Source organism: Ottowia cancrivicina (genome assembly GCF_029813755.1).
In the GTDB taxonomy this organism is placed as follows: domain Bacteria; phylum Pseudomonadota; class Gammaproteobacteria; order Burkholderiales; family Burkholderiaceae_C; genus Ottowia; species Ottowia massiliensis.
Genome location: NZ_JARVII010000004.1, coordinates 1 through 24,822 on the forward strand (window position 1 = coordinate 1; position 24,822 = coordinate 24,822).

Annotated in this window: 23 protein-coding genes; 13 read left to right on the forward strand and 10 right to left on the reverse strand. The window is 67.7% G+C overall.

Features of this window, described 5'->3' with window-relative positions; all coding sequences use genetic code 11:
- Nucleotides 1–466 precede the first annotated feature (466 nt).
- A complete protein-coding gene (locus tag QB898_RS03070) occupies nt 467–1,471 on the reverse strand; it encodes a helix-turn-helix transcriptional regulator (protein ID WP_279523740.1) in 1,005 nt (334 codons plus the stop codon).
- A gap of 324 nt (nt 1,472–1,795) precedes the next feature.
- Between QB898_RS03070 and QB898_RS03075 the strand changes: the two genes are divergently transcribed.
- From QB898_RS03075 to QB898_RS03085, 3 genes are all read left to right on the forward strand, one after another.
- The gene (locus tag QB898_RS03075) at nt 1,796–3,853 is read left to right on the forward strand and encodes a TonB-dependent receptor (protein WP_279523741.1); all 2,058 of its coding nucleotides are present in this window, start codon (nt 1,796–1,798) and stop codon (nt 3,851–3,853) included.
- Nucleotides 3,854–4,095: 242 nt separating this feature from the next.
- Nucleotides 4,096–4,617 carry a hypothetical protein gene (locus tag QB898_RS03080; RefSeq protein ID WP_279523742.1) on the forward strand — a complete coding sequence of 174 codons (522 nt, stop codon included), beginning with the start codon at nt 4,096–4,098 and terminating at the stop codon, nt 4,615–4,617.
- Between the two features lie 11 nt (nt 4,618–4,628).
- Entirely contained in the window at nt 4,629–5,633 is a 1,005-nt protein-coding gene (locus tag QB898_RS03085; RefSeq protein ID WP_279523743.1) for an MFS transporter, read from the forward strand.
- A 179-nt stretch (nt 5,634–5,812) separates the two neighbouring features.
- On the opposite strand, the gene QB898_RS03090 is transcribed toward QB898_RS03085, so the two are convergent.
- From QB898_RS03090 to argA, 5 genes are all read right to left on the reverse strand, one after another.
- Nucleotides 5,813–6,679: a bifunctional methylenetetrahydrofolate dehydrogenase/methenyltetrahydrofolate cyclohydrolase gene (locus QB898_RS03090; RefSeq protein ID WP_279523744.1), complete on the reverse strand. Its 867-nt coding sequence runs from the start codon at nt 6,677–6,679 to the stop codon at nt 5,813–5,815.
- A 44-nt stretch (nt 6,680–6,723) separates the two neighbouring features.
- On the reverse strand, nt 6,724–7,356 hold the full coding sequence (locus QB898_RS03095; protein WP_279523745.1) for a response regulator transcription factor: 633 nt from the start codon (nt 7,354–7,356) through the stop codon (nt 6,724–6,726).
- 4 nt (nt 7,357–7,360) lie between these two features.
- Nucleotides 7,361–9,841, reverse strand: a complete 2,481-nt coding sequence (locus QB898_RS03100) for a PAS domain S-box protein (protein ID WP_279523746.1) — start codon at nt 9,839–9,841, stop codon at nt 7,361–7,363.
- A 362-nt stretch (nt 9,842–10,203) separates the two neighbouring features.
- Nucleotides 10,204–11,028 carry a UDP-2,3-diacylglucosamine diphosphatase gene (locus tag QB898_RS03105; RefSeq protein ID WP_279523747.1) on the reverse strand — a complete coding sequence of 275 codons (825 nt, stop codon included), beginning with the start codon at nt 11,026–11,028 and terminating at the stop codon, nt 10,204–10,206.
- Between the two features lie 82 nt (nt 11,029–11,110).
- Nucleotides 11,111–12,460: an amino-acid N-acetyltransferase gene (argA, locus tag QB898_RS03110; RefSeq protein ID WP_279523748.1), complete on the reverse strand. Its 1,350-nt coding sequence runs from the start codon at nt 12,458–12,460 to the stop codon at nt 11,111–11,113.
- Here argA and QB898_RS03115 point away from each other — a divergent pair.
- Nucleotides 12,459–12,710, forward strand: a complete 252-nt coding sequence (locus tag QB898_RS03115) for a hypothetical protein (protein WP_279523749.1) — start codon at nt 12,459–12,461, stop codon at nt 12,708–12,710. The genes argA and QB898_RS03115 overlap by 2 nt on opposite strands.
- A gap of 48 nt (nt 12,711–12,758) precedes the next feature.
- Complete coding sequence (locus tag QB898_RS03120; RefSeq protein ID WP_279523750.1) at nt 12,759–13,616, forward strand: EamA family transporter; 858 nt, start codon at nt 12,759–12,761, stop codon at nt 13,614–13,616.
- A gap of 205 nt (nt 13,617–13,821) precedes the next feature.
- Here QB898_RS03120 and pdxH read toward each other — a convergent pair whose 3' ends face one another.
- Nucleotides 13,822–14,460 carry a pyridoxamine 5'-phosphate oxidase gene (gene pdxH / locus QB898_RS03125; protein WP_279523751.1) on the reverse strand — a complete coding sequence of 213 codons (639 nt, stop codon included), beginning with the start codon at nt 14,458–14,460 and terminating at the stop codon, nt 13,822–13,824.
- Between the two features lie 239 nt (nt 14,461–14,699).
- On the opposite strand from pdxH, the gene QB898_RS03130 reads away from it, so the two are divergent.
- The 3 genes from QB898_RS03130 to hemW all read left to right on the forward strand — a co-directional run bounded on the left by QB898_RS03130 (nt 14,700) and on the right by hemW (nt 17,272).
- Nucleotides 14,700–15,209, forward strand: a complete 510-nt coding sequence (locus QB898_RS03130; protein ID WP_082203353.1) for an OmpA family protein — start codon at nt 14,700–14,702, stop codon at nt 15,207–15,209.
- 207 nt (nt 15,210–15,416) lie between these two features.
- Nucleotides 15,417–16,019, forward strand: coding sequence for an RdgB/HAM1 family non-canonical purine NTP pyrophosphatase (gene rdgB, locus QB898_RS03135; protein WP_279523752.1), 603 nt, complete (start codon nt 15,417–15,419; stop codon nt 16,017–16,019).
- The gene (hemW, locus tag QB898_RS03140) at nt 16,016–17,272 is read left to right on the forward strand and encodes a radical SAM family heme chaperone HemW (RefSeq protein ID WP_428982719.1); all 1,257 of its coding nucleotides are present in this window, start codon (nt 16,016–16,018) and stop codon (nt 17,270–17,272) included. Before rdgB ends, hemW begins: the two co-directional genes overlap by 4 nt.
- Nucleotides 17,273–17,423: 151 nt before the next feature.
- Here the strand turns inward: hemW and QB898_RS03145 are convergent, their stop codons facing one another.
- A complete protein-coding gene (locus tag QB898_RS03145) occupies nt 17,424–17,822 on the reverse strand; it encodes a cupin domain-containing protein (RefSeq protein ID WP_050714760.1) in 399 nt (132 codons plus the stop codon).
- A 231-nt stretch (nt 17,823–18,053) separates the two neighbouring features.
- On the opposite strand from QB898_RS03145, the gene QB898_RS03150 reads away from it, so the two are divergent.
- Nucleotides 18,054–19,118 carry an NAD(P)H-dependent flavin oxidoreductase gene (locus tag QB898_RS03150; RefSeq protein ID WP_279523753.1) on the forward strand — a complete coding sequence of 355 codons (1,065 nt, stop codon included), beginning with the start codon at nt 18,054–18,056 and terminating at the stop codon, nt 19,116–19,118.
- Nucleotides 19,119–19,152: 34 nt separating this feature from the next.
- The gene (gene thiL / locus QB898_RS03155) at nt 19,153–20,265 is read left to right on the forward strand and encodes a thiamine-phosphate kinase (protein WP_279523754.1); all 1,113 of its coding nucleotides are present in this window, start codon (nt 19,153–19,155) and stop codon (nt 20,263–20,265) included.
- 205 nt (nt 20,266–20,470) lie between these two features.
- On the opposite strand, the gene QB898_RS03160 is transcribed toward thiL, so the two are convergent.
- Both QB898_RS03160 and secB read right to left on the reverse strand, forming a co-directional pair.
- Nucleotides 20,471–21,529: an NAD(P)H-dependent glycerol-3-phosphate dehydrogenase gene (locus tag QB898_RS03160; RefSeq protein ID WP_279523755.1), complete on the reverse strand. Its 1,059-nt coding sequence runs from the start codon at nt 21,527–21,529 to the stop codon at nt 20,471–20,473.
- A 262-nt stretch (nt 21,530–21,791) separates the two neighbouring features.
- Nucleotides 21,792–22,271 carry a protein-export chaperone SecB gene (secB, locus tag QB898_RS03165; protein ID WP_279523756.1) on the reverse strand — a complete coding sequence of 160 codons (480 nt, stop codon included), beginning with the start codon at nt 22,269–22,271 and terminating at the stop codon, nt 21,792–21,794.
- On the opposite strand from secB, the gene QB898_RS03170 reads away from it, so the two are divergent.
- From QB898_RS03170 to nusA, 3 genes are all read left to right on the forward strand, one after another.
- The gene (locus tag QB898_RS03170; protein WP_279523757.1) at nt 22,254–22,664 is read left to right on the forward strand and encodes a hypothetical protein; all 411 of its coding nucleotides are present in this window, start codon (nt 22,254–22,256) and stop codon (nt 22,662–22,664) included. The genes secB and QB898_RS03170 overlap by 18 nt on opposite strands.
- Before the next feature lie 74 nt (nt 22,665–22,738).
- A complete protein-coding gene (gene rimP / locus QB898_RS03175) occupies nt 22,739–23,317 on the forward strand; it encodes a ribosome maturation factor RimP (protein WP_050716372.1) in 579 nt (192 codons plus the stop codon).
- Nucleotides 23,314–24,798 carry a transcription termination factor NusA gene (gene nusA / locus QB898_RS03180; protein ID WP_279523758.1) on the forward strand — a complete coding sequence of 495 codons (1,485 nt, stop codon included), beginning with the start codon at nt 23,314–23,316 and terminating at the stop codon, nt 24,796–24,798. Before rimP ends, nusA begins: the two co-directional genes overlap by 4 nt.
- Nucleotides 24,799–24,822 lie beyond the last annotated feature (24 nt).

Genomic DNA, 24,822 nt, shown 5'->3' on the forward strand with positions numbered 1-24,822 from the left:
CAAGTCTTGGGCGCGGGTGTAGGCGGGCAGGTTCATGGCAGGCGCAAGGGAAAAAACCGGAAGCGGTCCGGGGAAACAGGCAAAGGGGGCGGATTCTAGGAAGCCGCCTCGCCCGAAGCCGCGCCCATGCCTTGCCGCCGCCGAACGCTGGCGGCTGGGCCAAGCGGCATGCTCCTGCCTGCAAGCGGGCGTGAGGGCGTGCAAGAAAGCTGGCGCAGCAACGCCGCAAAGCGCTCAAGCGTCGGCTCAGCGCGGATCGGGACGACCTGCAAGGCGCAGACGGGGCTTGCTGTTTGCCGCCCGGCGAGGATTGGCTCGAACGGACTCTGAACCGGTTCCGGACGCGCCCCTTGCCGCAAGCCGCAGGCGCGCCTTCGCGCTGGAGCGGGCGTCATCAGAAACCATCAGTGAAACGGCTCGGTCAAGGCCGCCCGGCCAATGCCGCGCCCGGCCTCACCCAAAGCGCTCATGCGGGCAAATGGCCTATGCGGCTTGCCTCGCGCTCATCCTGCTGGGCGCTGGCCAGCGCCCAGGCCTTGGGCGCGGCGCCCGCGTGCTGGCGGAAGGTTTTGCCGAAATGGCTGGCGCTGGCAAACCCCACGGCGCAGGCCACTTCAGCCACGGGGCGGCCCGCTGCCAGCAGGGCGCGGGCGGTTTGCATGCGCCAATGCGTCAGGCGCGTGTGCACGCTCTGGCCATACAGATGCTGAAAGCCCGCTTGCAGCCGTTTTTCATTCAGGCCCACCTCGTGCGCCAGCGCGGCGGCTGTCCACGGCTGGCCGCAGTGCCATTGCAGCAAGGCATGGGCGCGGCGCAGGCGGGGCAGATCGGCCGCGTGGACCGGCGCGTGGCAGGGCGCCTGCGCGGCAGGGCTGGGCGGCTGGCTGGCGAACACGGCCAGCGCTTCCAGCGCCTTGGCGCGCAGCCACAGCGCGCGCGCTGCGCCGTCTGGCAGCGGACAGGCCACCAGGATGTCGCGCGCCGCGCGCAGCAGCGCCGCCGGGGCATGCGCTGCCGCCAGGCTGGAGCCAGCGCCGCCGCCCTCGCCCTCTTGCGCAAACGGATGCACGGGTAAATGCGCGGCCAGCGCGGGCCTGAGCGCCCGCGCCGCCTGTGGCGTCAGGCGAATCTCCACCAGCCGCAGGCGCTGCTGCGCGTGCATGCAGTGAAAGCCTGCATTGCGCGCGCCGCTGCCGTGCATGAAAACGCACATGCCGCCGCTTGCGCGCAGCATGGGGCCGCCGCACAAGGCGGTTTCCATCCGGCCCTCCAGCAACACGCACAGGCTGGTGGCAGGCGGGCCTTCCGCCTCGCACTCCCAGGGGCGGCTGGCGCGCACATCCAGGCAGGCCAGCCGCAGCCCCACGCCTGGCGCGTGCAGCCGCATGCCGCAGGCCCACTCTTCAGGCAGGTGCAAGCCAGGCTGGCGCAGCAGCGATTCCATCCGCAAAACAGGGCGCGTCGTCGTCATGGGCAAGGCCTCGGTATTGAGAAAAGGGAGCGAATTCAACCAACAAAAAAACGGCGTTTGCGCCCGTTCCATCAGGACATCACGCGATGGATTCAGGAGCCCCATCAGCTTGCCGCATTGCCCTGCAAAAAATTCCCGGAACCGCGTGCGGCGGCTGAAAACCGCCGGTTTTCGCAGGGGCGCTGGCCAATGATTTTGATTGACAGGAACTCTCAACAAAATTTCATTTGCCAAGGAGACTTCGGATGCGCGCACAAGCACCCTGCATCTGGCGGCGCGGAAAGCGGCGCGTATCACCGCCCGGATGGCAGCCCGCATCACGGCGTGAATCACGGCCCGGATGGCGCTTTGGCCAGCGGCGGCCATGCCGCCAGCGAAAGCGCCTTGCCGGAAGTGGTGATTACCTCGTCCAAGCGGGCGCAGCCGCTGGCGCGCTTCAACGGCGCGGCGGCGGTGGCGAGTGAGCAGGCTTTGCGCGATGCGGGCGCGGGCGGCACGCTGGCGCTGGACAAGGCGCTGCCGGGGCTTTACACGGGCTACGGGGCCAATGTGATGTTTCCCATCTTCACCGTGCGGGGCATGACTTCGGCGCAAGACTTCTACAACCCCGCGCTGACGGTGTATGTGGATGGCGTGCCGCAGCTGCCCGTGATGGCGGCGCAGTCGCTGGCGGGCGCGGCGCGCGTGGAGCTGCTCAAGGGGCCGCAAGGCACGCTGTATGGCCAAAGCGCGCTGGGCGGCGTGCTGAACGTGAGCACGCGCACGCCGGGCGATGCGCCCTATTTTTCGCTGCTGACGGGCCTGTCCAGCCGTGGCGGGCATGTGGCGCAAGCCGAGGCGGCGGGGCCGCTGTCGCCGGGGCTGCTGTATGGCTCGGCCATGGTCAGCAAGCGCAGCGCGCCGGGCGATGTGAGCAGCGCCGCGCTGGCGCAAAGCCGCTTGGGCGGCGCGCGAGACGGCTTGGGGCGCTTTCGTCTGCGCCTGGCCCCGCAGGGCCAGCCCTGGGAGGCCAGCGCGTGGGCCGCGCGCGAATGCACGAGCGGCCCGCAAGATGTGTATGTGCCCTTTGCCGACATCCGCCCCCGCCAGGCCTATGCCGACGCACGCGTGGCCGCGCCCTGGCGCTTTTTTCACATGCGCCGCTGCGCCAACAGCGTGGCTGCACAGGGCCAGCGCGATTGGGGCAGCCCAGGCAATGGCTGGCGGCTGACGGCCACCGCCAGCAGCCAGCGCCTGCATTTCGAGCGGGGCTTTCCCATTGGCCCCTATCACTCCAGCCAGCCGGAGCAATGGCAGCAGAACACGCAGGAAGTGCGCCTGTCCACGCTGGGCGGCGAAGCGGGCGATGGAGCGGGGCGCACGCGCCCGTGGGACGCCGTTTTCGGCCTGTTCCGCCAGCGCGCGCAGCAGCAGCGCGCCAGCCAGTTCACGATGGCCACGGTGCCCGTTTCCATGCCCGCCACGCGCTCGGGCAACGACCGCCAGTCGCTGGCCGCCTATGGCGATGTCTCATGGCGCCTCACGCCCCGGCTGGACGCAGGCGCGGGCGTGCGCCTCTCGCGCGACGAAAGCCGCACGCGCTTTGCAGGCGGCGCAGGCGCATCGGCCTTCGCGGGCGCGGCGCGGCAGGCGCAAAACACCTGGCAGGCCCGCCTGGCCGCCGGCTGGCAGTTCAGCCCGCAGTGGCGCGGCTACGTGAATGTGGCGCAGGGCTACAAACCGGCGGGCTACAACCTCGCTCCGTCCAACCCGCTGGATACGCAAGGCTTCAGGCGCGAGCGCGCCCTCAGCTACGAAGCCGGCGTGCGCCTGAGCACGCCGCGCGTGCAGGCCAGCTTTGCCATCTACCGCATCCGCACGCGCGACGTGCAGCTGTACACCAGCGAAATCGGCCAGCAGGTGCTGCGCAACGTAGGCCACGCCCGCTCCAGCGGCGTGGAAGCGCAGGTGCAATGGGCGCTGTCGCCGCGCTGGCAGCTGGGTGCGGGCGGCTTCGTCAATCGCGCCACCTACACCGCCTACTACGCCGAAGGCTGCACCGCTTGCGCGGGCAAGCGCGTGCCCCACACGCCCCGCGCGGGGCTGAACGCCACCCTCACGGGCCGCTTCCAAGCGGGCCGCCATGTACTGCGCCCGCAAATTGCCGCGCGCTACGTGGGCGCGCACTGGTTTGACGACGCCAACACCCTGCGCCAGGGCGGCTACACGCTGCTGGACGCCGCCCTGGCCTGGCAGCCTGCGCCCACCGTGCAAGTGCGCGCCTGGGTCAGCAACCTCACGGGCAAAACCGTGCGCAACTACGGCTTCACCTTTGGCGGCTTGCCGCTGGCGCAACTGGCCGCCGGCCGCGCGGCGGGGGTGTCGGTGGAATTCATGTACTGAGCGGGCGGCCCGCTGCCAGCCGCACGGCAAAGGCGGCGGAACGCATGCGCTCAACAGCGGGCCAGCGGGTCACGGGCACGCCAGATTTGCTCCTTCTTCAATAGCGCGCACTCCCCGTGGAAGCTGCGGCAGACGGCTTTTTTCGCCCGCTGAATTGGCTCCTGTTTTTGATGCAGCCCAGCGCCCGGCCGGGGCGTGGAAGCGGCGCTCCGAATCCTTTTTTGAAAGTGCAAGCCAAGACCATGCCCACACACATCCCATTGCATCTGCTGCTGCCTGCCATTGCGGGCATCTACATCAGCCAGACGCTGCTGACGGCCATGACCACACAGGCGCTGCCCGCGCTGCTGCGCGAAGCGGGCGTCTCCCTGCAAGCCGTGGGCCTGACGGCGCTGTGGTGGCTGCCCTGGGGGCTGAAATTCGTCTGGGCGCCGTGGGTGGAGCGCCTGCGGCTGCCGCCGGGGCGGCGCGAGCGGCGCTCCCGCCCGCTGCTGCTGGGCACGCAATGGGCGCTGGCGCTGCTTTTGCTGGCAATGGGCGCAGCGGGCCTGGCCAGCGAAAGCCGCGCGCTCACGCTGGCAGGCGGCGCATGGGCGCTGGCGCTGCTCAGAACCTGTTTCAGAGTCTGTCCGTGGGTGCGAAAAGCGCGGACTCGGGCGGTCTGCGGCGTTGCAAATCCTCGCCGGGCCACAAGGCCCGTCTGCGGTTTGCGCCTTGCAGCCCATCCCGATTTCGCACTTTCGCCCCTCACGGCCAGACTCTGAAACAGGTTCTTATGGCAGCGCTGGTGTCATCGGCAGGCGACGTGGCCTGTGACGGTTTTGCCATCGACCAGCTCGCCCGCCGCCAGCGCGGCTGGGGCAACGTGGCGCAAGTGGGCGGCGGCTACGTGGGCGCCATGCTGGGCGGCGGCGGCTTTCTGCTGGCGGCGCAAGCCGTGGGATGGCCGCTGGCGCTGGCGGGCGCGGCGGGCGTGATGGCGCTGCTTTCGCTGCCCCTGCTGGCCGTGCGCGAGCCGCCCAGGTCAGAGGCGGCATGCGCAGCGAATGCGGCAGATGCGGCAGCAGGCCCTTCAGCGAAAACAGACGGCGGACCAGCCGCCCACCGGCCCGGCCTGCTGCACGCGCTGCGCAGGCCCGCCGTGCAGCAGGGCCTGTGGCGCGTGGCGCTGTGCATGGCCGGGCTGCGGCTGGCCATGGGCCTGCCCGGCCCCCTGCTGCTGGATGCGGGCATGAAGCTGGAGCGGCTGGGCTGGGTGCTGGGCGCATTCAGCCTGCTGGCGGGGCTGGCGGGCGCGCTGGCGGGCGGCTGGCTCACGCGCCTGGCTCCCGGCTGGCGCGCGGCGCAGCTGGCGCTGGCGGCACTGGCCGCCGTGCTGGCGGGGCTGACCGCCACGGCCGTGGCCGCCGTGCCAGCCGCCATGCCTGCTGCCGTGCCAGCTGCGTTACCCGCCAGCCTGGCCGTGACGGCGCTGACCGTCTTTACGGGGTTGCTCTTTGCCACTGCCGGGTGCCTGTGGGTGGCGCTGTATTCGGCGCTAATGGAGGCTGCCTCGCCCTTGCAGCCGGGTGTGGATTTCACCCTGTTTCAGAGCGCCGACGCACTGATTGCCGCAGCCGGCGGCCTGGCTGTCGGCTGGCTGGCCCAGCGCATGGGCTACGGCGCGTGCCTGGCCAGCGCGGCCTTGCTGTGCGCAGGCGGCGCGTGGGCGCTGGCGGGCCGCGAAAGCGGAGCCAGCCCGCCCCGCAGGCCCGAAGGCGGACGCGGCAGATGCGCATGAAACCGGCGAGCCTGTGGGGGCTGGACTGGCCCTGGAATACCAAAAACAGGAGCAAATTGAATGGCCAGAAATGCGGCTCAGCGCCCATTCCACTAGGACGTATTGCTATTGGTTGAGGAGCAAGATGGCGCAGCCTGCTCCTTCCGTTTGCAGCGGTCTTTTGCCCCGCCTGGGGCGGTTCAGCGGCTGGCGCTCTGGCTGGCGCGCTCCGCCGCTTCGATGGTGTTGACCAGCAGCATGGCGCGCGTCATGGGGCCGACGCCGCCGGGCACGGGGGTGATCCAGCCGGCGACTTGCCGGACGCCTTCAAAGTCCACATCGCCGCAGAGCTTGCCGTTTTCGTCGCGGTTCATGCCGACGTCGATGACGACGGCGCCGGGCTTGACCATGCCGGCGGTGAGCACCTTGCGCTGGCCAGCGGCGGCCACGATCACATCGGCCTGGCGGGTGAAGGCGGCCAGGCTGGCCGTGCCGCTGTGGCAGACGGTGACGGTGGCGTTGGCGGCCAGCAGCATGAGGGCCATGGGCTTGCCGACGATGTTGCTGCGGCCGATGACGACGGCGTTTTTGCCGCGCAGGTCATTCATGCCGATGCTTTGCAGCATCTTCATGCAGCCATAAGGGGTGCAGGGGCGAAAGCCGGGCTGGCCGGTCATGAGCGCGCCGGCGCTGGCGATGTGAAAGCCGTCCACGTCTTTTTCCGGGGCGATGGCTTCGATGACGCGGCTGGCGTTCAGGTGCGCGGGCAGGGGCAGCTGCACCAGGATGCCGTGCACGCCGGCATCGGCATTGAGCGCGGCGATGCGCTCCAGCAGCGCGCTTTCGGGCAGGCTGGCCGGGTAGCGCTCGAGCGTGGCTTTCAGGCCGGTTTGCTCGCTGTCGGCCGCTTTGCTTTTCACATAGACCTGGCTGGCAGGGTTGTCGCCGACGAGGATGATGGCCAGGTGCGGCTGGATGCCGCGCGCCTTGAGGGCGGCGGTGCGGCCGGCGACTTCGGCGCGGATTTGGGCGGCAAGGGCATTGCCGTCGATGAGTTGGACGGTCATGGGAAGGCGGGGGAAGGGTTGCGAAGGAGGGTGCAGGCGGGTTCTCAGCGCTCCTGGTTGGGGGCGTCGGCGCCCAGCGCCACTTTGAGCAGGTCGGCCACGGTGTTGGCGTGCAGTTTTTCCATGATGTTGGCGCGGTGCGCTTCCACGGTTTTGATGCTGATGCCCAGGTCGTCGGCTATTTGCTTGTTCAGGCGGCCCGCGACGATGCGTTCGAGCACTTGCGCCTCGCGGCCCGTGAGCCGCGCCAGCATGGCTTCGCGGTTGGCGGCCTGGGCGTGCTGGGCGAAGGAGGCGCGGGCCTGCTCCAGCAGGCGTTCGACCAGGGGCAGCAGCTGCTCTTCGGAAAAGGGCTTTTGCACGAAGTCCAGCGCGCCTTTTTTCATGGCGTCCACGGCCAAGGCGATGTCGGCGTGGCCGGTGATGATGGCCACGGGCAGGGGCGAGTGGCTTTCGGCCAGTTTGTCCTGCAATTCCAGGCCGCTCATGCCGTCCATGCGCACGTCAGCCAGCAGGCAGGCTACTTCGCGGGGGTCGTAACGTTTGAGAAAGGCTTCGGCTGATTCAAAGCAGCGGGCGCGGTAGCCCTTGCCTTCCAGCAGCCATTGAACGGAGTCGCGCACGGCGTCATCGTCATCCACCACATAAACGACGCCTTTGGGGGGAATCAGGCTCATGGGATCAGGTTTCTTCAGGGTTGAGGGGTCGCGCCTGCGCTGGCGCGGCGGCCGCAGCGGCCGGTATCCAGAAGGAAAAACGGCATCCCACGGTTTGTCCGCCATTGTAGAGATTGACCGCGCGCAAACGGCCCTGGTGCGCCTCGATGATGGAGCGGCACAGGTTCAGCCCGATGCCCATGCCTTCGCGCTTGGTGGAAAAAAAGGCTTCATACAGGCGCTCTTGCACGCCCGGCGGCAGCCCGCAGCCGGTGTCTTCCACGGCAAATTGCACGGCGCTTTGGTCTTCAATCAGGATGAGGCTGGCCAGCAAGGTGATGCGCCGCTCATCGGGCGGGCGCTGCGCGGCCTCTATGGATTCGGCGGCGTTGCGGATGAGGTTCAGCAGCACCTGCCCGATGAGGATGGGGTCGGCCAGCACTTGCGGCAGATTCGGGGCCACGTTGCTGCCCAGGCGCACCTGGCGGCGGCGCGCTTCCACCTCGGCCAGCTCCAGCACCGGCTCGATGATGGCGGCCACCGTGCCCAGCTGCATCTTCGGGTCGCTGCGCTTGACGAAGTTGCGGATGTGCTGAATGACCTGCCCCGCCCGCTGCGCCTGCCGCGCCGTCTTGCGCAGCGCGCCCAGCAAGTCTTCTTGCGCCAGGCCGCCCGCTTGCACGCGGGAGATGATGCCGGTGCAGTAGTTGCTGATGGCCGTGAGCGGCTGGTTGAGTTCGTGCGCCACGCTGGAGGCCATTTCGCCCATGGTGATCAGGCGGCTGGCGTCTTCGGCCAGGCGGGCCTGCTCTTCGGCCCGGGCCTCGGCGGCGCGGCGGGCCGTCACGTCGGTGGCAATCACCATTTGCGCCAGGCGGCCATCGGCCCAGGTCAGATAGCGCGAGCGCACATCCAGCCATTTGTCCAGCGGGGGCAAATAGATTTCGGCGTTGTCGGGGCGCATTTTTTCGCCGCTTTCGCCAGGGGCCGTGCGCAGCGAGCTGGCGCTGATCACCATGCCCAGGTGGCCCTGCGTGGTGTCGCCAAACCACCGGCGGTAGCGCTTGTTGGCGAACAAAAGCTCCTTGCTGCCCAGCGGCGCCACCGAGACGGAAGCCTCCAGCGACTCCAGCACTAGCGTGAAGCGCTCGCGCGCCGCCGCCAGCTCGGCGCGCACGCGGTTGGGTTCCGAAATATCGGTCATCGACGCCACCCAGCCGCTGTGCTGCCCATGCCCGTCCATCAGCGGCGCGATGTACAGCCGCGCGTCAAACAGCTCACCGCTCTTGCGCCGCACGCGAATCTGGCGGCTCGCCGCCTGCGCGCGGCCCGCCAGCTCGTCAGCCAGCACGCGCATCAGCGTTTGATGTTCCTGCTCGGGCCAGTAGGAATAAGGCGGCATCTGGCCCACCAGCTCGGCCTCGCTCCAGCCCGTCATCCGGCAAAAGGCCGGATTCACATACGTGATGCGCCCGTGCAAATCCAGCGCGCGCATGCCGGTGCGCATGGAGTTTTCCATCGCGCGGCGAAAGCTTGTTTCCGCCGTCAGCGCCGCCTGCGCCTGCTGCCGCCAGCGCACGAAACGCCAGTTCACCACCAGCATCCACACCGTCATGGCCGACAGCGCCGCTGCCAACCAGAACAGCGCCCGCCCCACCACGCCCTCGGGCGCGCGCCACACCTGCGCTTGCAGCGTCAGCGCCCCCCCGGCCCAGGGCAGCGCCAACGGCAGGCTCCGCGCCTGCGAGCGGCGGGCCGCCCAGGGCCAGCCTTCATCCGCCTGCGGGTGGCCTCCGGCGGATGCCAACCCCGCCAGCACGCCGCCTGTTTCATCCAGCAGGCTGAAGGCGTATTTCTCCTGTAGCCGCTGCGGCAGGCCGTGGTACAGGAGCTGGCTGGCGTCATACACGATCAGCAAGGCCCCTTCCCGCCGCCCTTCGTTCATCAACGGCACATAAACCCGCAGGCTGCCCGCCTTGCCAGCCCCCGCTGGCAGGGGCACGGCATACGGCTCGCCATGCATCTTGCCTGTCTGAGCCAGTTCATTGGCGTTTTCAGACTCGTCAGCGCCTTCGCTTTGCGGCCCGGCGAACCCGGCCGCGCTGCCTTCGGGCGGCAGGCGCGCCACGGTTCGCCCCTGCGCATCAAGCCAGCGCATATCGCGCATTTCCGGCCAGCGCCCAGCCAGCGCCCGCGCGCTTTGCGCGAACTGCGCCGCGCCCATGTTGCCGCCGCTTACGGCGCGCGCCAGCCGCTCCAGCTCCCCCGCCTGCTCCTGCAAGTGCAAACGCAACTGCTGCTGGCTGAACTCCAGGTCATGCCGCGCCGCCGCCAGCTCGCGCTGAGCGTCTTGCGCGCTCAGATACCAAAACGCCGCCGCAATCGTGGCCAAAAACAGCAGCACCGCCGCCAGCGGCGCAATGGCCGCCAGGCGCTCCTGCCCCAGCAAGCGCTTCCACCGGTCAGTCCAAGGCGCTTGCGGCGCCAAAAAAGGATTGCTTCGCATGGACGGGCAGTGTAGGGCGCAAGGCCCGGCAAGCGCCCTATCTGCCGCCAGGCTCAAGCCAGCGCCTTGCCTGCGCGCCGGATGCAGGCAATCCTGGGAAACGCTTCAGTCAAAGCTGGCGTGAATTCATGGCCACTGAATCGCCTCTGCGCAACTGGCCCGGCCAGGCGAAAGAACTGCCTGCGAGGCCATTTCTCGCTACTGAAAGTAGAGCATGATGTCCTAGTGAAACATGCGCGAACGCCGTTTTATTGGCCCTTTAATTTGCTATTGCTTTTGATGAATAAGGCCCTGCGCAGCCAAAGGAGCAGCGGGCTGGCGGAAAGAGAGAGGCTGGAAGGCGCGGGGCTGGTTTTCAGGCCTCAGGCCTCGGGCGTCAGGGCGGCTTGCGGGCTGATGCGGGCGGGGGGCTGGCCGGGCCGCAGGCGCAAGACTTCGGCGCGCGGCGCGGGGGCGTCCAGACACCAGTCAGAGAGGACGACGCGGCTCAGCCCCGCGCCCAGCGTGTGGCTGGCCGGGCGGTGCGTGTGGCCGTGAATGAGCACGGGCGCGCGCGCGGCGGCGAGCAGGGCGCGGGCGGCGTCGGCATCGACATCGGCCCACTGATTCATTGCCTGCTGGCGGGCGCTGCTTTGGCCGCGCATGTGGCGCGCGATGGCCTGCCGCTCGGCCAGGGGGCGGGCCAGAAACTGCCGCTGCCAGGCGGGCTGGCGCACTTGCTGGCGAAACTGCTGGTAGGGCGCGTCATCCAGGCACAGGGCGTCGCCGTGCGAGAGGAGCCAGCGCTGGCCGCCAAAAATAAGCGTGACGGGGTCGGGCAAATCCTGTACGCCGCAGGCGGCCAGAAAGGCGGGGCCGACGAGAAAGTCGCGGTTGCCGCGCATGAAGTGCACGGGGCGGCGGGCGGCGGCGGCGCGCAGTGTGGCGGCGCACTGGGCTTCAAGGCCGGGCTGGCGGGCGGCGTCGTCGCCCACCCAGGCTTCAAACAGGTCGCCCAGAATGAAGACGGCGCTGGCTGCCGTGCCCAGCATGTAGCGCTGCCAGGCGGCCACGGTGGCGGGTTCAGCAGGGTTCAGGTGCAGATCGGCAATGAAGTCCACGGCCTGCCACGCGGGCGGGGCCGCGAGTTGCGCGATGGCGACGGGCGGGGCGAAGGCGTGCGGCATGGCTGGCGGCGGGGCGGACATGAAAAGGCGGGGCGTTTGCGGGGCGTTTACCAGCCAGATGGGCCGCAAGCCCCCGTGGAATCAGCGCAGGCCGCTATGGTTTTCATAGTTGCTTGACCAGCACCTGGCTTTTGCGGTCCCAGTTGTATTTGCGGATGCGCGCTTCGGGCAGCCAGTCGGGCGGCACCTGCCGGAAACCGCGCTTGATGAACCAGTGCATGGCGCGCGTGGTGAGCACGAAGATGCTGCCCAGCCCGATTTCCCTGGCCCGCTGCTCGATGCGGCGCAGCAGCTTGTCGCCGTCGCCCTGGCCCTGGCTCTGCGGCGAGACGGTGACGGCGGCCATTTCGCCCGTTTTCGCCTCGGGGTAGGGGTAGAGCGCCGCGCAGGCGAAGATCACGCCGTCGTGCTCGACGATGGAATAGTTGCCAATGTCGCGCTCGATTTCGGTGCGGCTGCGCTTGACGAGGGTGCCGTCCTGCTCGAAAGGCTCGATCAGCCGCAGGATGCCTGCCACGTCATCGGCCGTGGCCTCGCGCAGGCTTTCCAGCTTTTCATCGACCACCATCGTGCCGATGCCGTCGTGCACGTAAATTTCCAGCAGCAGCGCGCCGTCCACGGCAAAGGGCAGGATGTGGCTGCGCTCGACGCCGTGCTCGCAGGCGGTGATGCAGCGGCTGAGGTAGTAGCCCGTGTCCAGCGGCGTTTCAGGCCGGGGCAGGCGCGCGACGATGCGGCGCGCTTCGGCCAGCGGAATTTCGGTATCCACCGGGTTGCCCTCGCTCACCGGCTCCTCGGGGCGTATGGCTACGCCGGGTTTTTGCGTCAGAAAAATGAGCTTGTCAGCCTGCAAACTGGTGGCCACGCGCGTGGCCACTTCTTCCATGGTCAGGTTGAACGCCTCGCCCGTGGGCGAAAAGCCAAAGGGCGAGAGCAGCACCAGCGCGCCCGCGTCCAGCGAGCGGGTGATGCCCGCCACGTCCACCTTGCGCACCAGGCCGGTGTGCCTGAAATCCACCCCGTCGATGATGCCCACGGGCCGCGCCGTGATGAAGTTGCCCGAAATCACGCGCACCGTGGCGCCCGCCATGGGCGTGTTGGGCAGCCCCTGGCTGAAAGCGGCCTCGATCTCGTAGCGCAGCTGCCCCGCCGCCTCCTGCGCGCAATCGAGCGCCAGCGGATCGGTCACGCGCATGCCGTGCGAAAACTGCGCTTCATGCCCCTTGGCTGCCAGCTGCTCGGTCAATTGCGGGCGAAAGCCATGCACCAGCACGATGCGCACGCCCATGCTTTGAATCAGCGCCAAATCGGTCACGATGCCGCCCAGCTTGCCCGCCGCAATGGCCTCGCCCTCCACGCCCACCACAAACGTCTTGCCCCGGTGCATGTGAATGTAGGGCGCCACGGCGCGAAACCACGGGACAAAAGCAGGATTGAATGCGGCGGAAGACATGGCAGCCAGCGTCGTGCGAGAAAAAAAGAAGGCGCAAATTATGCGGCGGCCCGCGCAGGTTTTTCCGCATGGCCGGGCACGGGAAAAAGAGATTGATTCAGCGCGCGCCGCACATTTATTGCGCGTTCATTGCATTTTCACCGGATATTCGTTCATGGTTTTGTACCAGCGCGGCGTTTCGCGATTGCAGTGGATATATTCCGGCGAATCGCATTTGGTTTTCACTTTTGGAAACCGGCTTTCGGGCTGAATCCCCGCTGAAAAGCGCCGCTTCCGCCTATTTTCTGAACAGATTCTCATGGCCCATTCCCGCGCCGCAGCCATTTTCACCACCGCCTGCGCTCCCCTGATATGGGGCAGCACCTACCTTGTCACCACCGAATTTCTGCCGCCGGACCGGCCATTGACCGCTGCGCTGCTGCGCGTGCTGCCTGCGGGCCTGTTGCTGCTGATGTACGCACGCGTGCTGCCCAGGCGCAGCGAATGGAGCACGGTGATTTTGCTGGGCATTCTCAATATCGGTTTTTTCCAGGCCATGCTGTTTGTGGCCGCTTACCGGCTGCCGGGCGGTCTGGCGGCTGTGCTCAGTTCCACGCAAACCCTGATGGTTTTATTGCTGACGTGGCTGATTGGCAAAACCATGCCGCCCAAAGCGGCCTGGTTATGGGCAGCGGCAGGCGTTGCGGGCATTGCGCTCATGGTGCTTTCGCCGCAGGCCCGTTATGACGCCTGGGGAATCGCTGCTGCCCTGTCGGGCGCGGCCTCCATGAGCCTGGGCGTGTATTTGTCAAAACACCGCAAAACCAGCCTGCCGGTGCTGGCATTCGCTGGCTGGCAATTGCTGGTTGGCGGCCTGTGCCTGCTGCCCGCCGCGCTTTTGGCGGAGCCGCCCCTGCCGGCATTGACGCTGGCCAACATTGGCGGCTACCTCTATCTCTGTTTGTTTGGCGCAGTGCTGGCTTATGTGCTGTTTTTCAGCGGGCTTGCCCGATTGCCGCCTGCCGTGGTGTCGTCGCTGGGGCTGCTCAGCCCGGTATGCGCGTTCGCGCTGGGCTGGCTGTTTCTGGGGCAAGGCATGGATGGCAAATCGCTGCTGGGCTTTGCGCTGGCGCTGCTTTCGATTGATGGCGTGCAGCGGGCAGCGTCAAAAAAATGAAAGGCTCCGCCCAGTCTCTTGCGGCGAATCCTGATTTTTTGCGCCGCGCAGGCCATGAGCAGGTTCAGCGGCGGCCGGGGAACATCAAAAAGAGAAGCAAATATGGGGGCCTGAAAAGGGCTTTTGCGCCCATTTCACCAGGACATCATGCTACTGGTAAAGGAGCAAAATTCAGCCACCCATGCCTGGCACTTTGAACCGGTTCTCAGGGCGAGAGCCGCTCGCGGATCCACTGGCCGCTTTCGAGCCGGTAGCGCAGGCGGTCGTGCAGGCGGCTTTTGCGGCCTTGCCAGAACTCCCAGCAGTCTGGCTCCAGGCGGTAGCCGCCCCAGTGCGGCGGGCGGGGCGGGTCCAGCATGAAGCGCGCGGCGTATTTGGCGGCTTCGGCCACGAGCCAGGCGCGGCCCGGGATGGGCTGGCTTTGCGGGCTGGCCCAGGCGCCGATGCGGTGGTCCAGCGGGCGGCTGGCAAAGTAGGCGTCGCTTTCGGCGTCGTCCACTTCGCGCACGCGGCCTTCGATGCGCACCACGCGCTCCAGCTCCACCCAGTGAAATTGCAGGGCCGCCCAGGGGTTGCCCGCCAGCTCGCGGCCCTTGCGGCTTTGGCGGTTGGTGTACCAGACGATGCCGCGCTCGTCGAAATCCTTGATGAGCACCACGCGCGTGCTGGGGCGCAAGTCGCTGCCCACGGTGGCCAGCGTCATGGCGTTGGCCTCGGGCACGCCGCTTTTGCGGGCTTCGTCAAACCAGCGGGCAAATTGGCGCAAGGGATCGGCTTCACTGGCCGATTCATTCAGCTCGGCGCGCTCATAGCTTTTGCGCAGGCTGGCAATATCCTGGTTCATGAATGCAAAACCTCCATCGCGGGGCAAAGAGGGCAAAGTCTACAATTTGCGCTCTTTTGGCATTCATTTGACGGAGTACCGATTTCATGAGCACACCAGACGAGCGGGAAAAACCCATTTTGCCGATACCCATACGGCCAACGCGCCAGCCTGGCTTTGCAGACAGCCGCTCCAGCGACCGGCAGGACCGCATCGTGGCCTGGATCGTCATTTTTGGCGCTCTGGCGCTGGCCGTGCTCATGACGGCCGGCGTGCTGGCCTCTCGCGCCTGGCAGCGCGGCAAGGCCGATGCAGCCGCCCTGGGGCGCCCCGTTTTGCAGGCGCGCGTGGATGGCGCTGGCGCAGCGCCCCGGCCGGTTGAACCCCAGGCCGAACCTGCGGCCGCCGTGGTGCAAGAGACGGTTGTGATCGGCGACGGCCCCGCCGTGCAGGTGCAAGAAGGCGTGGTGAAGTTTTATTTCGCCACCGGCAAGGCCGACCTGGCCGAAGGCGCGAAAGAGGCGCTGGCCGACATCGTGCGCGGCGTGGCCGCTGGCCAGACCGCCGTGGTTAGCGGCTTTCACGATGCCACGGGCAACGCCGCCTTCAATGCCGAGCTGGCCAAAAAGCGCGCCGAGGCCGTGCGCGCCGCCTTGCTGGAGCTGGGCGTGGGCGAAGACAAGGTGACGCTGCAAAAACCCGAAGCCGCCGAGGCCAATGCCAGCGGCAGCGACGCCGCCGCCCGCCGCGTGGAGGTGCGCTTGCAATAAGGCGGCTGCAATGAGGCAGCCGCCATCCAGGCGGCCATCAGCGCCTGAAAACAAAATGCCCACGGCTGGCCCGTGGGTTTTTTGTTTCTCCGCTCACATACTCCGGCCATTCAATCGCGCCTATGCGCTTTGCCGCATTGACAGGGCATTTCTGTTTCTGTCCGCCCATTCATTTCGCCGCTGATTTTCATGATTTGAAATCCAACCATGCAGAAAATCGTTCTTGCTTCCGGCAATCCCGGCAAGCTTTTTGAATTGCAGGCGCTGCTGGCGCCTTTGCAAATGACGCTGCTGTCGCTTTCCGAGCTGGGCATCGGGCAGGCCCCGGAGCCGCACCGCACCTTTGTGGAAAACGCCCTGGCCAAGGCCCGCCACGCCGCCGCCGCCAGCGGCCTGCCTGCCCTGGCTGACGACGCGGGCCTGTGCGTGCACGCCTTTGGCGGCCAGCCCGGCGTGGACACTGCCTACTACGCCACCCGCTTCGGCTATGAAAAAAGCGACGCCAACAACGTGCGCGCCCTGCTGGAGCAAATGCAGGGCGTGCAAGACCGCCGCGCCGCGATGGTCAGCACCCTCGTCGCCCTGCGCTCGGCAGACGACCCGGAGCCGCTCATTGCCACGGGCCGCGTGGCGGGCGAAATCACGCGCGAGCCAGTGGGCGATGGCGGCTTTGGCTTCGACCCCGTCATGTTCCTGCCCGAATTCGGCCAAACCTTCGCCCAGCTGCCCGCCGAAGTGAAAAACGCCCACAGCCACCGGGGCCGCGCCGCGCAGGCCATGCTGGCGCTCATGCGCGAGCGCTGGCTGTGATACCCATCCGCCCCCATCAGCCCGCCAGCGAGCCGCAGGCGCGCAACCCGCTCGATCCGCTCGCGCCCGCCGACATTCGCCACTACATGCGGCCCGGCCTGCTGCAACTGGCCGCGCTGCCGCCGCTGGCGCTGTACATCCACATTCCCTGGTGCCTCAAAAAATGCCCTTATTGCGACTTCAACTCGCACGAGCACAGCCGCCAGGGCCTGCCCGAAGGCCGCTATGTGGACGCCCTGCTGGCCGATTTGCAAACCTGCCTGCCGCTGGTGTGGGGCCGGCAGGTCATCAGCGTGTTCATGGGCGGCGGCACGCCCAGCCTGTTTTCGCCCGAAGCCATTGACCGCCTGCTGGGCGGCGTGCGCGCGCTGCTGCCGCTGGCGCCCGCTGCCGAAATCACGCTGGAGGCCAACCCCGGCACTTTCGAGCGCGAGCGCTTTGCCGCCTACCGCGCAGCGGGCGTCACGCGCCTTTCCGTCGGCGTGCAAAGCTTCAACGACCGCCACCTGCAAGCCATCGGCCGCGTGCATAGCAGCCAGCAGGCCCGCGCTGCGCTGGAAGAAGCCGCCCGCGTTTTCGAGACCTTCAACCTCGACCTCATGTACGCCCTGCCCGGCCAAACCCTGGACGAGCTGGAGGCCGACGTGCGCGCCGCCCTGGCCTGGGCGCCGCCGCACCTGTCCATCTACCACCTCAGCATCGAAGCGGGCACGCACTTTGCCAAGCGCCCCCCCGCACTGCCCGACGAAGACACCGCCTGGGACATGCTCGACGCCCTCACGCGCCTCACGGCCGAAGCGGGCTTGCCGCGCTACGAAGTCTCGGCCTACGCCCGCAGCCCCGCCCACCAGTGCGTGCACAACCTCAACTACTGGCAGTTTGGCGACTACCTGGGCATCGGCGCGGGCGCGCACGCCAAGATCAGCTTCCCGCAGCGCGTGGTGCGCCAAAGCCGCCCCAAAAACCCCCAGCACTACATGGAGCGCGCCCTGGCCGGCTACGCCGTGGCCGAAGAAAACGATGTGCCCCGCGCCGACCTGCCCTTTGAATACATGCTGGGCGCCTTGCGCCTGCGCGAAGGCTTTGATCTGGCCGACTACGCCGCCCGCACCGGCCAGCCCATCAGCGCCATCGCCGCGCTTTTGGAGCAGGCCGCGCAAAAAGGCTGGATCGAGCGCCAGGGCAGCCACATCCGCCCCACCCCCAAAGGCTTTGATTTCCTGAGCGACTTGCAGCAGCTTTTTCTGCCATGAGGCGCGCGCTGCCCGCAAGCTGAAAACAAAGGCGAGGACAAAGGCATAAAGCGCATCAAAAAGAAGAGCGAATTCAAAGGATGAAAAACAGCTCCCGCGCCCTTTCCACCAGGACCTCATGCTATCAATCAGGGAGCAAAAACAGCCCTCATCACGCCAGCGGCCCGCGCACGAACAGCGTGCGCAGCGGCTCGCTGCCGCTTTGGCGGCTGCGGTGGCCGTGCAGCGTTTCGTCAAACGCGGCGCCGGGCGGCAGCGTGTCGCCGGAATAAAAGCATTCGCCTGGCCCGAAGCGCCGCCATGAGCCGTCGCGCAGACCAATCTCCATCACGCCTTGCAGCACCACCAGCCACTGCGGCTGCGTGGTGCAGTGAAAGCCGCTGGCAAAGCCCACCGGGCTTTCGCGCCACTGCACGCCGCTGGCCGCCGCCAGCGCCGAAAGCCAGACTTGCGGCGAGTCCGCCCGCAGGCTGACGGCCTGCTCTCTCCAGCGGGCGCGCCCATCCTCATCCGTGAACAGCACGGGCAGCACGATTTCCGGGGCGGTCATGTCACATCTCTCCTTGCAAAAAGGCCAAGGATGATAGAGACGGCCTCCGCCCGCCGGGCCGGGCGAGCGGATGAAGGGGCAAAGCGCCGTAGCCTTCAGTTTCGCTACTCTATCAATAGCATCATGTCCTAGTGAATTCTGATGCGGCGCGCCCGCTGCGCCCCTTCCGCCACAATGCCGCCCTTCGCTTAGCTCCGCTTGCGCCCCATTGACTGGAGAGAAGAAAAAGCCATGCCCGCCACACCGCTGAACACCCGGCTGAACATCCGCTACCCCCTCATTCAGGCCCCGCTGGCGGGCGCGCAAGGCAGCGCGCTGGCGCTGGCCGTCAGCCGCGCGGGCGGGCTGGGTTCGCTGCCGGCGGCAGCCCTGCCGCCAGCCAGGCTGCGTGAAGAAATGCAGGCCATGCGGGGCAGCGGCCTGCCGTGGAACGCCAACTTCTTCTGCCACGCCGCGCCGCAGCCTGACGCCCCAAGGCAGGCCGCCTGGCATGCGCTGCTCAAGCCGTATTTCGACGAGCTGGGGCTGGATGCGGCGCACATTCCATCCGGCCCGGGCCGCCAGCCGTTTGACGACGAAGCCGCCGCGCTGGTGGCCGAATTCAGGCCGCCGGTGGTGAGCTTTCACTTCGGGCTGCCTGCGCCGCAGGCGCTGGAACGCATCAAGCGCGCGGGCGCTTTCGTGCTCTCCAGCGCCACCACGGTTGAAGAAGCGCTGTGGCTGCAAGCGCACGGGGCCGACGCCATCATCGCCCAGGGGCTGGAAGCGGGCGGCCACCGGGGGCACTTTCTGTCTGACGATCTGACGCGGCAGGCCGGCCTTTTCGCCCTGCTGCCGCAAGTGGTGGCCGCCGTGCGCGTGCCGGTGATTGCCGCGGGCGGCATTGCCACGGCGGCGGGCGTGCGCGCCGCCCTGGCGCTGGGCGCGGCGGGCGTGCAGGCGGGCACGGCCTACCTGTGCGCGGATGAGGCCGCCACTTCGCCCCTGTACCGCGCCGCCTTGCTGGCCGCCGCCGCCAGCGGGCAGGCGCACACCGCACTGACCACGCTGATGACGGGCCGCCCCGCGCGCGGCCTGCCCAACCGCCTGACGCGCGAGCTGGGGCCGCTGAACCCCGCCGCGCCCGCCTTTCCACTGGCCGCGCCCGCCGCCGCCTGGCTGCGCGCCGCCGCTGAAAAGCAGGGCCGCGCCGATTTCTCATTCTTCTGGTGCGGCGAAAACGCCAGCGCCTGCCGCAGCGCCCCCGCAGCGCACATCACGCAGGCGCTGGCCGAAGGCTTCGCCGCCGCGCGCTGAAAGCCGCCTGCGCCCATTCACGCCCCTTGCCGCCATGCCTGCCGCCACGTCCGCCGCCGCGCCTGCCGCCCATGCCCCGCGCCCCTGCGGCGAATTCGACCTGATCCGCCGCTACTTCCTGCCGTCTGCGCCGCCTGCACCGTCTGGCGGCGGCGTAGAGCTGGGCATTGGCGACGACGCGGCCCTGCTCGCGCCGCAGCCGGGCATGCTGCTGGCCGTCTCCAGCGACATGCTGGTGGCGGGCCGCCATTTTTTTGAAGACGCCGACCCTGCCGCGCTGGGCCACAAGGCGCTGGCCGTGAACCTGTCAGACCTGGCGGCCATGGGCGCGCAGCCGCTGGCCTTCACGCTGGCGCTGGCGCTGCCGCAGGCCGATCACGCCTGGCTGGCCGCCTTCAGCCAGGGGCTGCTGGCGCTGGCGGGCGGGCACGGCTGCCCGCTGGTGGGCGGCGACACCACGCGCGGGCCGCTCAACGTGTGCATCACCATCTTCGGGCAAACGCCGCGCGGGCAGGCGCTCACGCGCGCGGGCGCAAGAGCCGGAGACGACATCTGGATCAGCGGCAGCCTGGGCGCAGCCCGCCTGGCGCTGCACGCCCTGCAAGGCCGGATCACCCTGCCGCCCGCCACGCTGGCCGCCGCGCGCCAGCGGCTGGAGCGCCCCGCGCCGCGCGTGGCGCTGGGCCTGGCGCTGCGCGGCGTGGCCCGCAGCGCCATCGACCTCAGCGACGGCCTGGCGGGCGATCTGCCCCACGTTCTGCAAGCCAGCAGCCAGGCGGCAGGCCAGCCGCTGGGCGCAGAGCTGGACGAGCAAGCGCTCATCGGCCTGACGGCGCCCTGGGCGCAAGAGGCACAGGAGGAGCAAGAAGCGCAGCCCGCATGCGGCAAAAGCGCGCTGGACGCGGCGGCCCGCTTGCAAGCCGCGCTGGCGGGCGGCGATGACTACGAGCTGCTATTTACCGCCGCGCCCGGCGCCCGCCAGGCCGTGCTGGCCGCCGCCGCAGCGGCGCAAACGCCCGTGACGCGCGCAGGCCGCGTCACACGGGCCGAAGCCGCCGCGCCCGCATCCATCTTCCTGCGCGCGGCCAGCGGCGCACTGCGCCCCTTGCCCGCCGAAGCGCGCGGCTTTGACCACTTCGCGGCGTGAACTTCGCCAGCGCCTTGCAGCCAGCCCGCAGACAGGCTCCGGCGCAGGCCGGAAAACATCAGAAACAGGAGCGAATCTAGGGGGTCGAAATACCGCTCTTGCACACATTCCACTAGGACCTCATGCTATGGATAGAGGAGCTAAATAGAAGCCACCAATGCCTGTACGCAGGCGCGAAAGCGCAGACAGACTTTGGGGCAGACGCTCACACCGGCTCGCTGCGCGGCAGGCGGCTCATGAGGGCGGCCACCGCATCGGCCGGGCGCAGGCGGCCATCAAGCAGGGCCACCACGCATTCGGTGATGGGCATGGGCACGCCCAGCGACTGGGCGCGCTGCCAGACGGTGCGGGCGCTATAGACGCCTTCGGCCACGTGGCCCAGGGACTGCACGGCTTCGGGCAGGGACTGGCCCGCCGCCAGCCGCAGGCCAATCTGGCGGTTGCGGCTCAAATCGCCCGTGGCGGTGAGCACCAGATCGCCCAGGCCCGACAGGCCCATGAAGGTGTCGGCGCGCGCGCCCAGCGCCAGGCCCAGGCGCGTGATTTCGGCCAGCCCGCGCGTGATGAGCGCGGCGCGCGCGTTCAGGCCCAGTTGCAGGCCGTCGGCCAGGCCGGTGGCGATGGCGAGCACGTTTTTGACCGCGCCGCCCACTTCCACGCCGGGCAAATCGTCATTGGCGTACACGCGCAGGGCGGGGCCGTGAAAGGCTTGCACCAGCGCCTGCCGCACGCTGGCATGGGCGCTGGCGGCCACGAGGGCGGCAGGCAGGCCGCGCGCCACTTCTTGCGCGAAGCTGGGGCCGCTCAGGGCGCCGGCCAGCAAGGCGGGGGCGGCCTGGCGCTGCACTTCATGCGGCAGCAGGCCGCAGGCATCAGGCGCTCGCGGCGCTTCAAAGCCTTTGCAAAGCCAGGCTACGGGCGCAGGGCTGTGGCGCAAGGCGGCCAGCGTGCCGCGCAAGGCGGCGGTGGGGGTGGCGATGACCAGCAGATCAGGCGCGGTTTCCGGCTCCGGCGCGGCTAGGGCGGAGCGCGCGGCGAGACAGGCCGCCAGATGTTCAGCCAGACAGGTGGCATCGCCCGCGCGCACTTGCAACGCGGGCGGCAGCGCGCAGCCGGGCAGGTAGCGGGCGTTTTCGCGTGCGGCCTGCATGGCGCTCGCCTGCCCGCTGCTGCGCGCCCACAGCTGCACGGCGTGGCCGCTGCGGCTGGCGCTGATGGCCAAGGCCGTGCCCCATGCGCCTGCGCCGTAGATGGCGATGTTCATGACGCGCGGCCCGGCAGGTTGTGCAGCAGGCCGCACAGTGCAAGCAGCTCAGGGCGCGGGCGGGCGATAGCCGGGGCGGGCGAACGAGGTGGCATCAGAAAAAGGGGCGGATTTGAGGGGGCGGAAACGGCGTTGGCCGCCGCTGGCGTTGGCGGCCAGGCGGAGCGGGCGGATTGTGCATTTCGCGCGCCTTGCGCCAGGGCATGAAAAAGCCGCGCGGCACGGGCAGCATGCGGCGCGGCTTTTGCCGGGGCGGCCTTGATTACTGCGCGGCAGGAGCAGCGGGCGCGGCGGAGGCATCGCCGCCTTCTTGCTGCTGGGCCTGCTGCTGCTCGTACATGGCCTGGAAGTTGATTTCTGCCAGATGCACGGGCGGAAAGCCCGCGCGGGTGATCAGGTCAGCCAGATTGCCGCGCAGGTAGGGATAGACGATTTGCGGGCAGGCGATGCCGAGCACAGGCCCCATCTGGTCTTCGGGCAGGTTGCGGATTTCAAAGATGGCGGCCTGGCGGCACTCGGCCAGGAACACGGTTTTGTCCTTGATCTTGGTTTGCACGGTGGCGGTGACGGCGGTTTCATAAATGCCATCGGCCACGTTTTCGGAGCTGATTTGCAGCTGGATATCCACCGTGGGCGCTTCCTGCTCCAGCAAGATGGCGGGGGAGTTGGGCTGCTCCAGCGAGGCTTCTTTCAGATAGACGCGCTGAATCTGGAAAACGGGTTCTTGTTGCTGCTCGGCCATGGCGGTTCCTTGTGTGTTGAGCGGATGGAAAAGCGCCCGCCAAGTAAAAACACGGCGGGCGCGGGTCGGGTGAAATTATCGCAGGGCCTGCCAGAGCAGCGGACACAAGCGAAACTGAATCTCGCCTGGATTCACCCTTTGAAGGCCGAAAAATCTCGTCATCTGGAATATCAATCGACAACGGCCGCGTTAGCCTGGGTTTTGCAGACCATCCCTTTCTTTCTTGGCCATGCCTCTCAAAAGACTCTGAGCAAGTTCGGAGCCGTTTGCAACCCAGCCGCTTTAGCTCCTGAAAAGATAGCTGCCAGCGCCCGTTTCATCAGGACTTGCGGGCGATCAGCACCTGAAATCGCGCAAGCCGCAGCGCGGTTTTTACAAAGCTTTGCGCTATAATCCGCGCTCTTACAACGACCAAAAAAGGGCGGTTGCACCAACCGCCCATTTTTTTTGCTTTTTCGTTCTCAGGCGTGACACTGCATCAGACCATTGAAGACACCGTCAGCGGCCTTGGCTATGAGCTGGTGGAGCTGGAGCGCTCCGCAGGCGGACTGCTGCGGGTGACGATCGACTTTCCCTGGGCGCCAGGGCAGCCGCCTGCGCCGCCCGTGACGGTGGATGACTGCGAGCGCGTGACGCGCCAGCTGCAATTCACGCTGGAAGTGGAAGGCGTGGATTACAGGCGGCTGGAAGTGTCTTCGCCCGGCATCGACCGGCTGCTGCGCAATGCGGCGGATTTCGAGCGGTTTGAGGGGGAAATGGTGGACCTGACGCTGAAAGCGCCCATCGGCGCAGCCGCCACAGGGCAGATCAGCGCCAATCGCAAGCGCTTTCGCGGCCAGCTGCAACGCGCCGAAAGCGGCGGCTGGCAAATTGCGTGGCGCGACGAACCGGCGCCCGCCAAGCCGGGCCAGCGCGTGAGCGCCAGGAAACTGGCGGCGCTGCCGTTGAACGTGATGGGTTTTGCGCTGGAGGAGCTGCGCGAGGCGCGGCTGGCTCCGGTGGTGGATTTCAAGGGCAAGCGCCCAAGGACTGGGGATGAATCATGAACCGTGAACTGTTGATGCTGGTGGAAGCCATCTCGCGCGAGAAAAACGTGGATCGCGACGTGGTGTTTGGCGCGGTGGAAGCTGCGCTGGCACAGGCCGCCAAAAAGCTGTACGAGGGCGATGTGGACATGCGCGTGGCCATCAACCGCGAAACGGGCGACTACGAAACCTTCCGCCGCTGGCACGTGGTGCCGGATGAAGCGGGCTTGCAATTGCCTGATCAGGAAATCCTGCAATTCGAGGCGCGCGAGCAGATTCCTGACATCGAGGTTGGCGAATACATCGAGGAGCCTGTGGAGTCCGTCTCCATCGGCCGCATTGGCGCGATGGCGGCCAAGCAGGTCATCCTGCAAAAAATCCGCGACGCCGAGCGCGAGATGCTGCTCAACGACTTCATGAGCCGGGGCGAGAAGATTTTTTCCGGCACCGTCAAGCGCATGGACAAGGGCGACATCCTGGTCGAATCCGGCCGGGTGGAAGGGCGCCTTCGCCGCAGCGAGATGATTCCGAAGGAAAACCTGCGCAATGGTGACCGCGTGCGCGCCATGATCATGGAAGTGGACCTGACGCTGCGCGGCGCGCCCATTCTGCTTTCCCGCGCCGCGCCTGAATTCATGGTGGAGCTGTTCCGCCAGGAAGTGCCCGAAATCGAACAGGGGCTGCTGGAAATCAAGAGCTGCGCGCGCGACCCCGGAAGCCGCGCCAAGATTGCCGTGGTGAGCCACGACAAGCGCATTGACCCCATCGGCACCTGCGTGGGCGTGCGCGGCTCGCGCGTGACGGCCGTGACCAACGAGCTGGCCGGCGAGCGCGTGGACATCGTGCTGTGGAGCGAAGACCCGGCGCAGTTCGTCATCGGCGCGCTGGCTCCGGCCAATGTTTCTTCCATCGTGGTGGACGAGGAAAAGCACGCGATGGACGTGGTGGTGGACGAGGAAAACCTGGCCATCGCCATTGGCCGGGGCGGCCAGAACGTGCGCCTGGCTTCCGAACTCACGGGCTGGAAAATCAACATCATGGACGCCGCCGAATCCGCCGAAAAGCAGGCGGCCGAAACCGGCTCCATCCGCCAGCTGTTCATGGAAAAGCTGGATGTGGACGAGGAAATCGCCGACATCCTGATCGAGGAAGGCTTCACCAACCTGGAAGAAGTGGCCTACGTGCCCTTGCAGGAGATGCTGGATATTGAAGCCTTCGATGAAGACACCGTCAATGAGCTGCGCGCCCGCGCCAAAGACGCGCTGCTGACCCTTGAAATCGCGCGCGAGGAAAAGGTGGAGGCCGTGGCCGAAGACCTGCGCGGGCTAGAAGGCATGGACGCCGAGCTGCTGGCCGCGCTGGCCGAAGCGGGCGTGCGCACGCGCGACGATCTGGCCGATCTGGCCGTAGACGAACTCACCGACATCACCGGCCAGACGGAGGACGAAGCCCGCGCCCTCATCATGAAGGCGCGTGAGCACTGGTTCAGCGATGAAGCGTAACGGGCATGGAGGCAGTCACAGAAT

Bases quoted from the DNA above. Each gene is read 5' to 3' on its own strand.
- QB898_RS03070 (WP_279523740.1), bottom strand. From the start codon at position 1,471: ATGACGACGACGCGCCCTGTTTTGCGGATGGAATCGCTGCTGCGCCAG.
- QB898_RS03080 (WP_279523742.1), top strand. From the start codon at position 4,096: ATGCCCACACACATCCCATTGCATCTGCTGCTGCCTGCCATTGCGGGC.
- QB898_RS03085 (WP_279523743.1), top strand. From the start codon at position 4,629: ATGGCAGCGCTGGTGTCATCGGCAGGCGACGTGGCCTGTGACGGTTTT.
- QB898_RS03090 (WP_279523744.1), bottom strand. From the start codon at position 6,679: ATGACCGTCCAACTCATCGACGGCAATGCCCTTGCCGCCCAAATCCGC.
- QB898_RS03095 (WP_279523745.1), bottom strand. From the start codon at position 7,356: ATGAGCCTGATTCCCCCCAAAGGCGTCGTTTATGTGGTGGATGACGAT.
- QB898_RS03100 (WP_279523746.1), bottom strand. From the start codon at position 9,841: ATGCGAAGCAATCCTTTTTTGGCGCCGCAAGCGCCTTGGACTGACCGG.
- QB898_RS03105 (WP_279523747.1), bottom strand. From the start codon at position 11,028: ATGTCCGCCCCGCCGCCAGCCATGCCGCACGCCTTCGCCCCGCCCGTC.
- QB898_RS03115 (WP_279523749.1), top strand. From the start codon at position 12,459: ATGGCAGCCAGCGTCGTGCGAGAAAAAAAGAAGGCGCAAATTATGCGG.
- argA (WP_279523748.1), bottom strand. From the start codon at position 12,460: ATGTCTTCCGCCGCATTCAATCCTGCTTTTGTCCCGTGGTTTCGCGCC.
- QB898_RS03120 (WP_279523750.1), top strand. From the start codon at position 12,759: ATGGCCCATTCCCGCGCCGCAGCCATTTTCACCACCGCCTGCGCTCCC.
- pdxH (WP_279523751.1), bottom strand. From the start codon at position 14,460: ATGAACCAGGATATTGCCAGCCTGCGCAAAAGCTATGAGCGCGCCGAG.
- QB898_RS03130 (WP_082203353.1), top strand. From the start codon at position 14,700: ATGACGGCCGGCGTGCTGGCCTCTCGCGCCTGGCAGCGCGGCAAGGCC.
- rdgB (WP_279523752.1), top strand. From the start codon at position 15,417: ATGCAGAAAATCGTTCTTGCTTCCGGCAATCCCGGCAAGCTTTTTGAA.
- QB898_RS03145 (WP_050714760.1), bottom strand. From the start codon at position 17,822: ATGACCGCCCCGGAAATCGTGCTGCCCGTGCTGTTCACGGATGAGGAT.
- QB898_RS03150 (WP_279523753.1), top strand. From the start codon at position 18,054: ATGCCCGCCACACCGCTGAACACCCGGCTGAACATCCGCTACCCCCTC.
- thiL (WP_279523754.1), top strand. From the start codon at position 19,153: ATGCCTGCCGCCACGTCCGCCGCCGCGCCTGCCGCCCATGCCCCGCGC.
- QB898_RS03160 (WP_279523755.1), bottom strand. From the start codon at position 21,529: ATGAACATCGCCATCTACGGCGCAGGCGCATGGGGCACGGCCTTGGCC.
- secB (WP_279523756.1), bottom strand. From the start codon at position 22,271: ATGGCCGAGCAGCAACAAGAACCCGTTTTCCAGATTCAGCGCGTCTAT.
- nusA (WP_279523758.1), top strand. From the start codon at position 23,314: ATGAACCGTGAACTGTTGATGCTGGTGGAAGCCATCTCGCGCGAGAAA.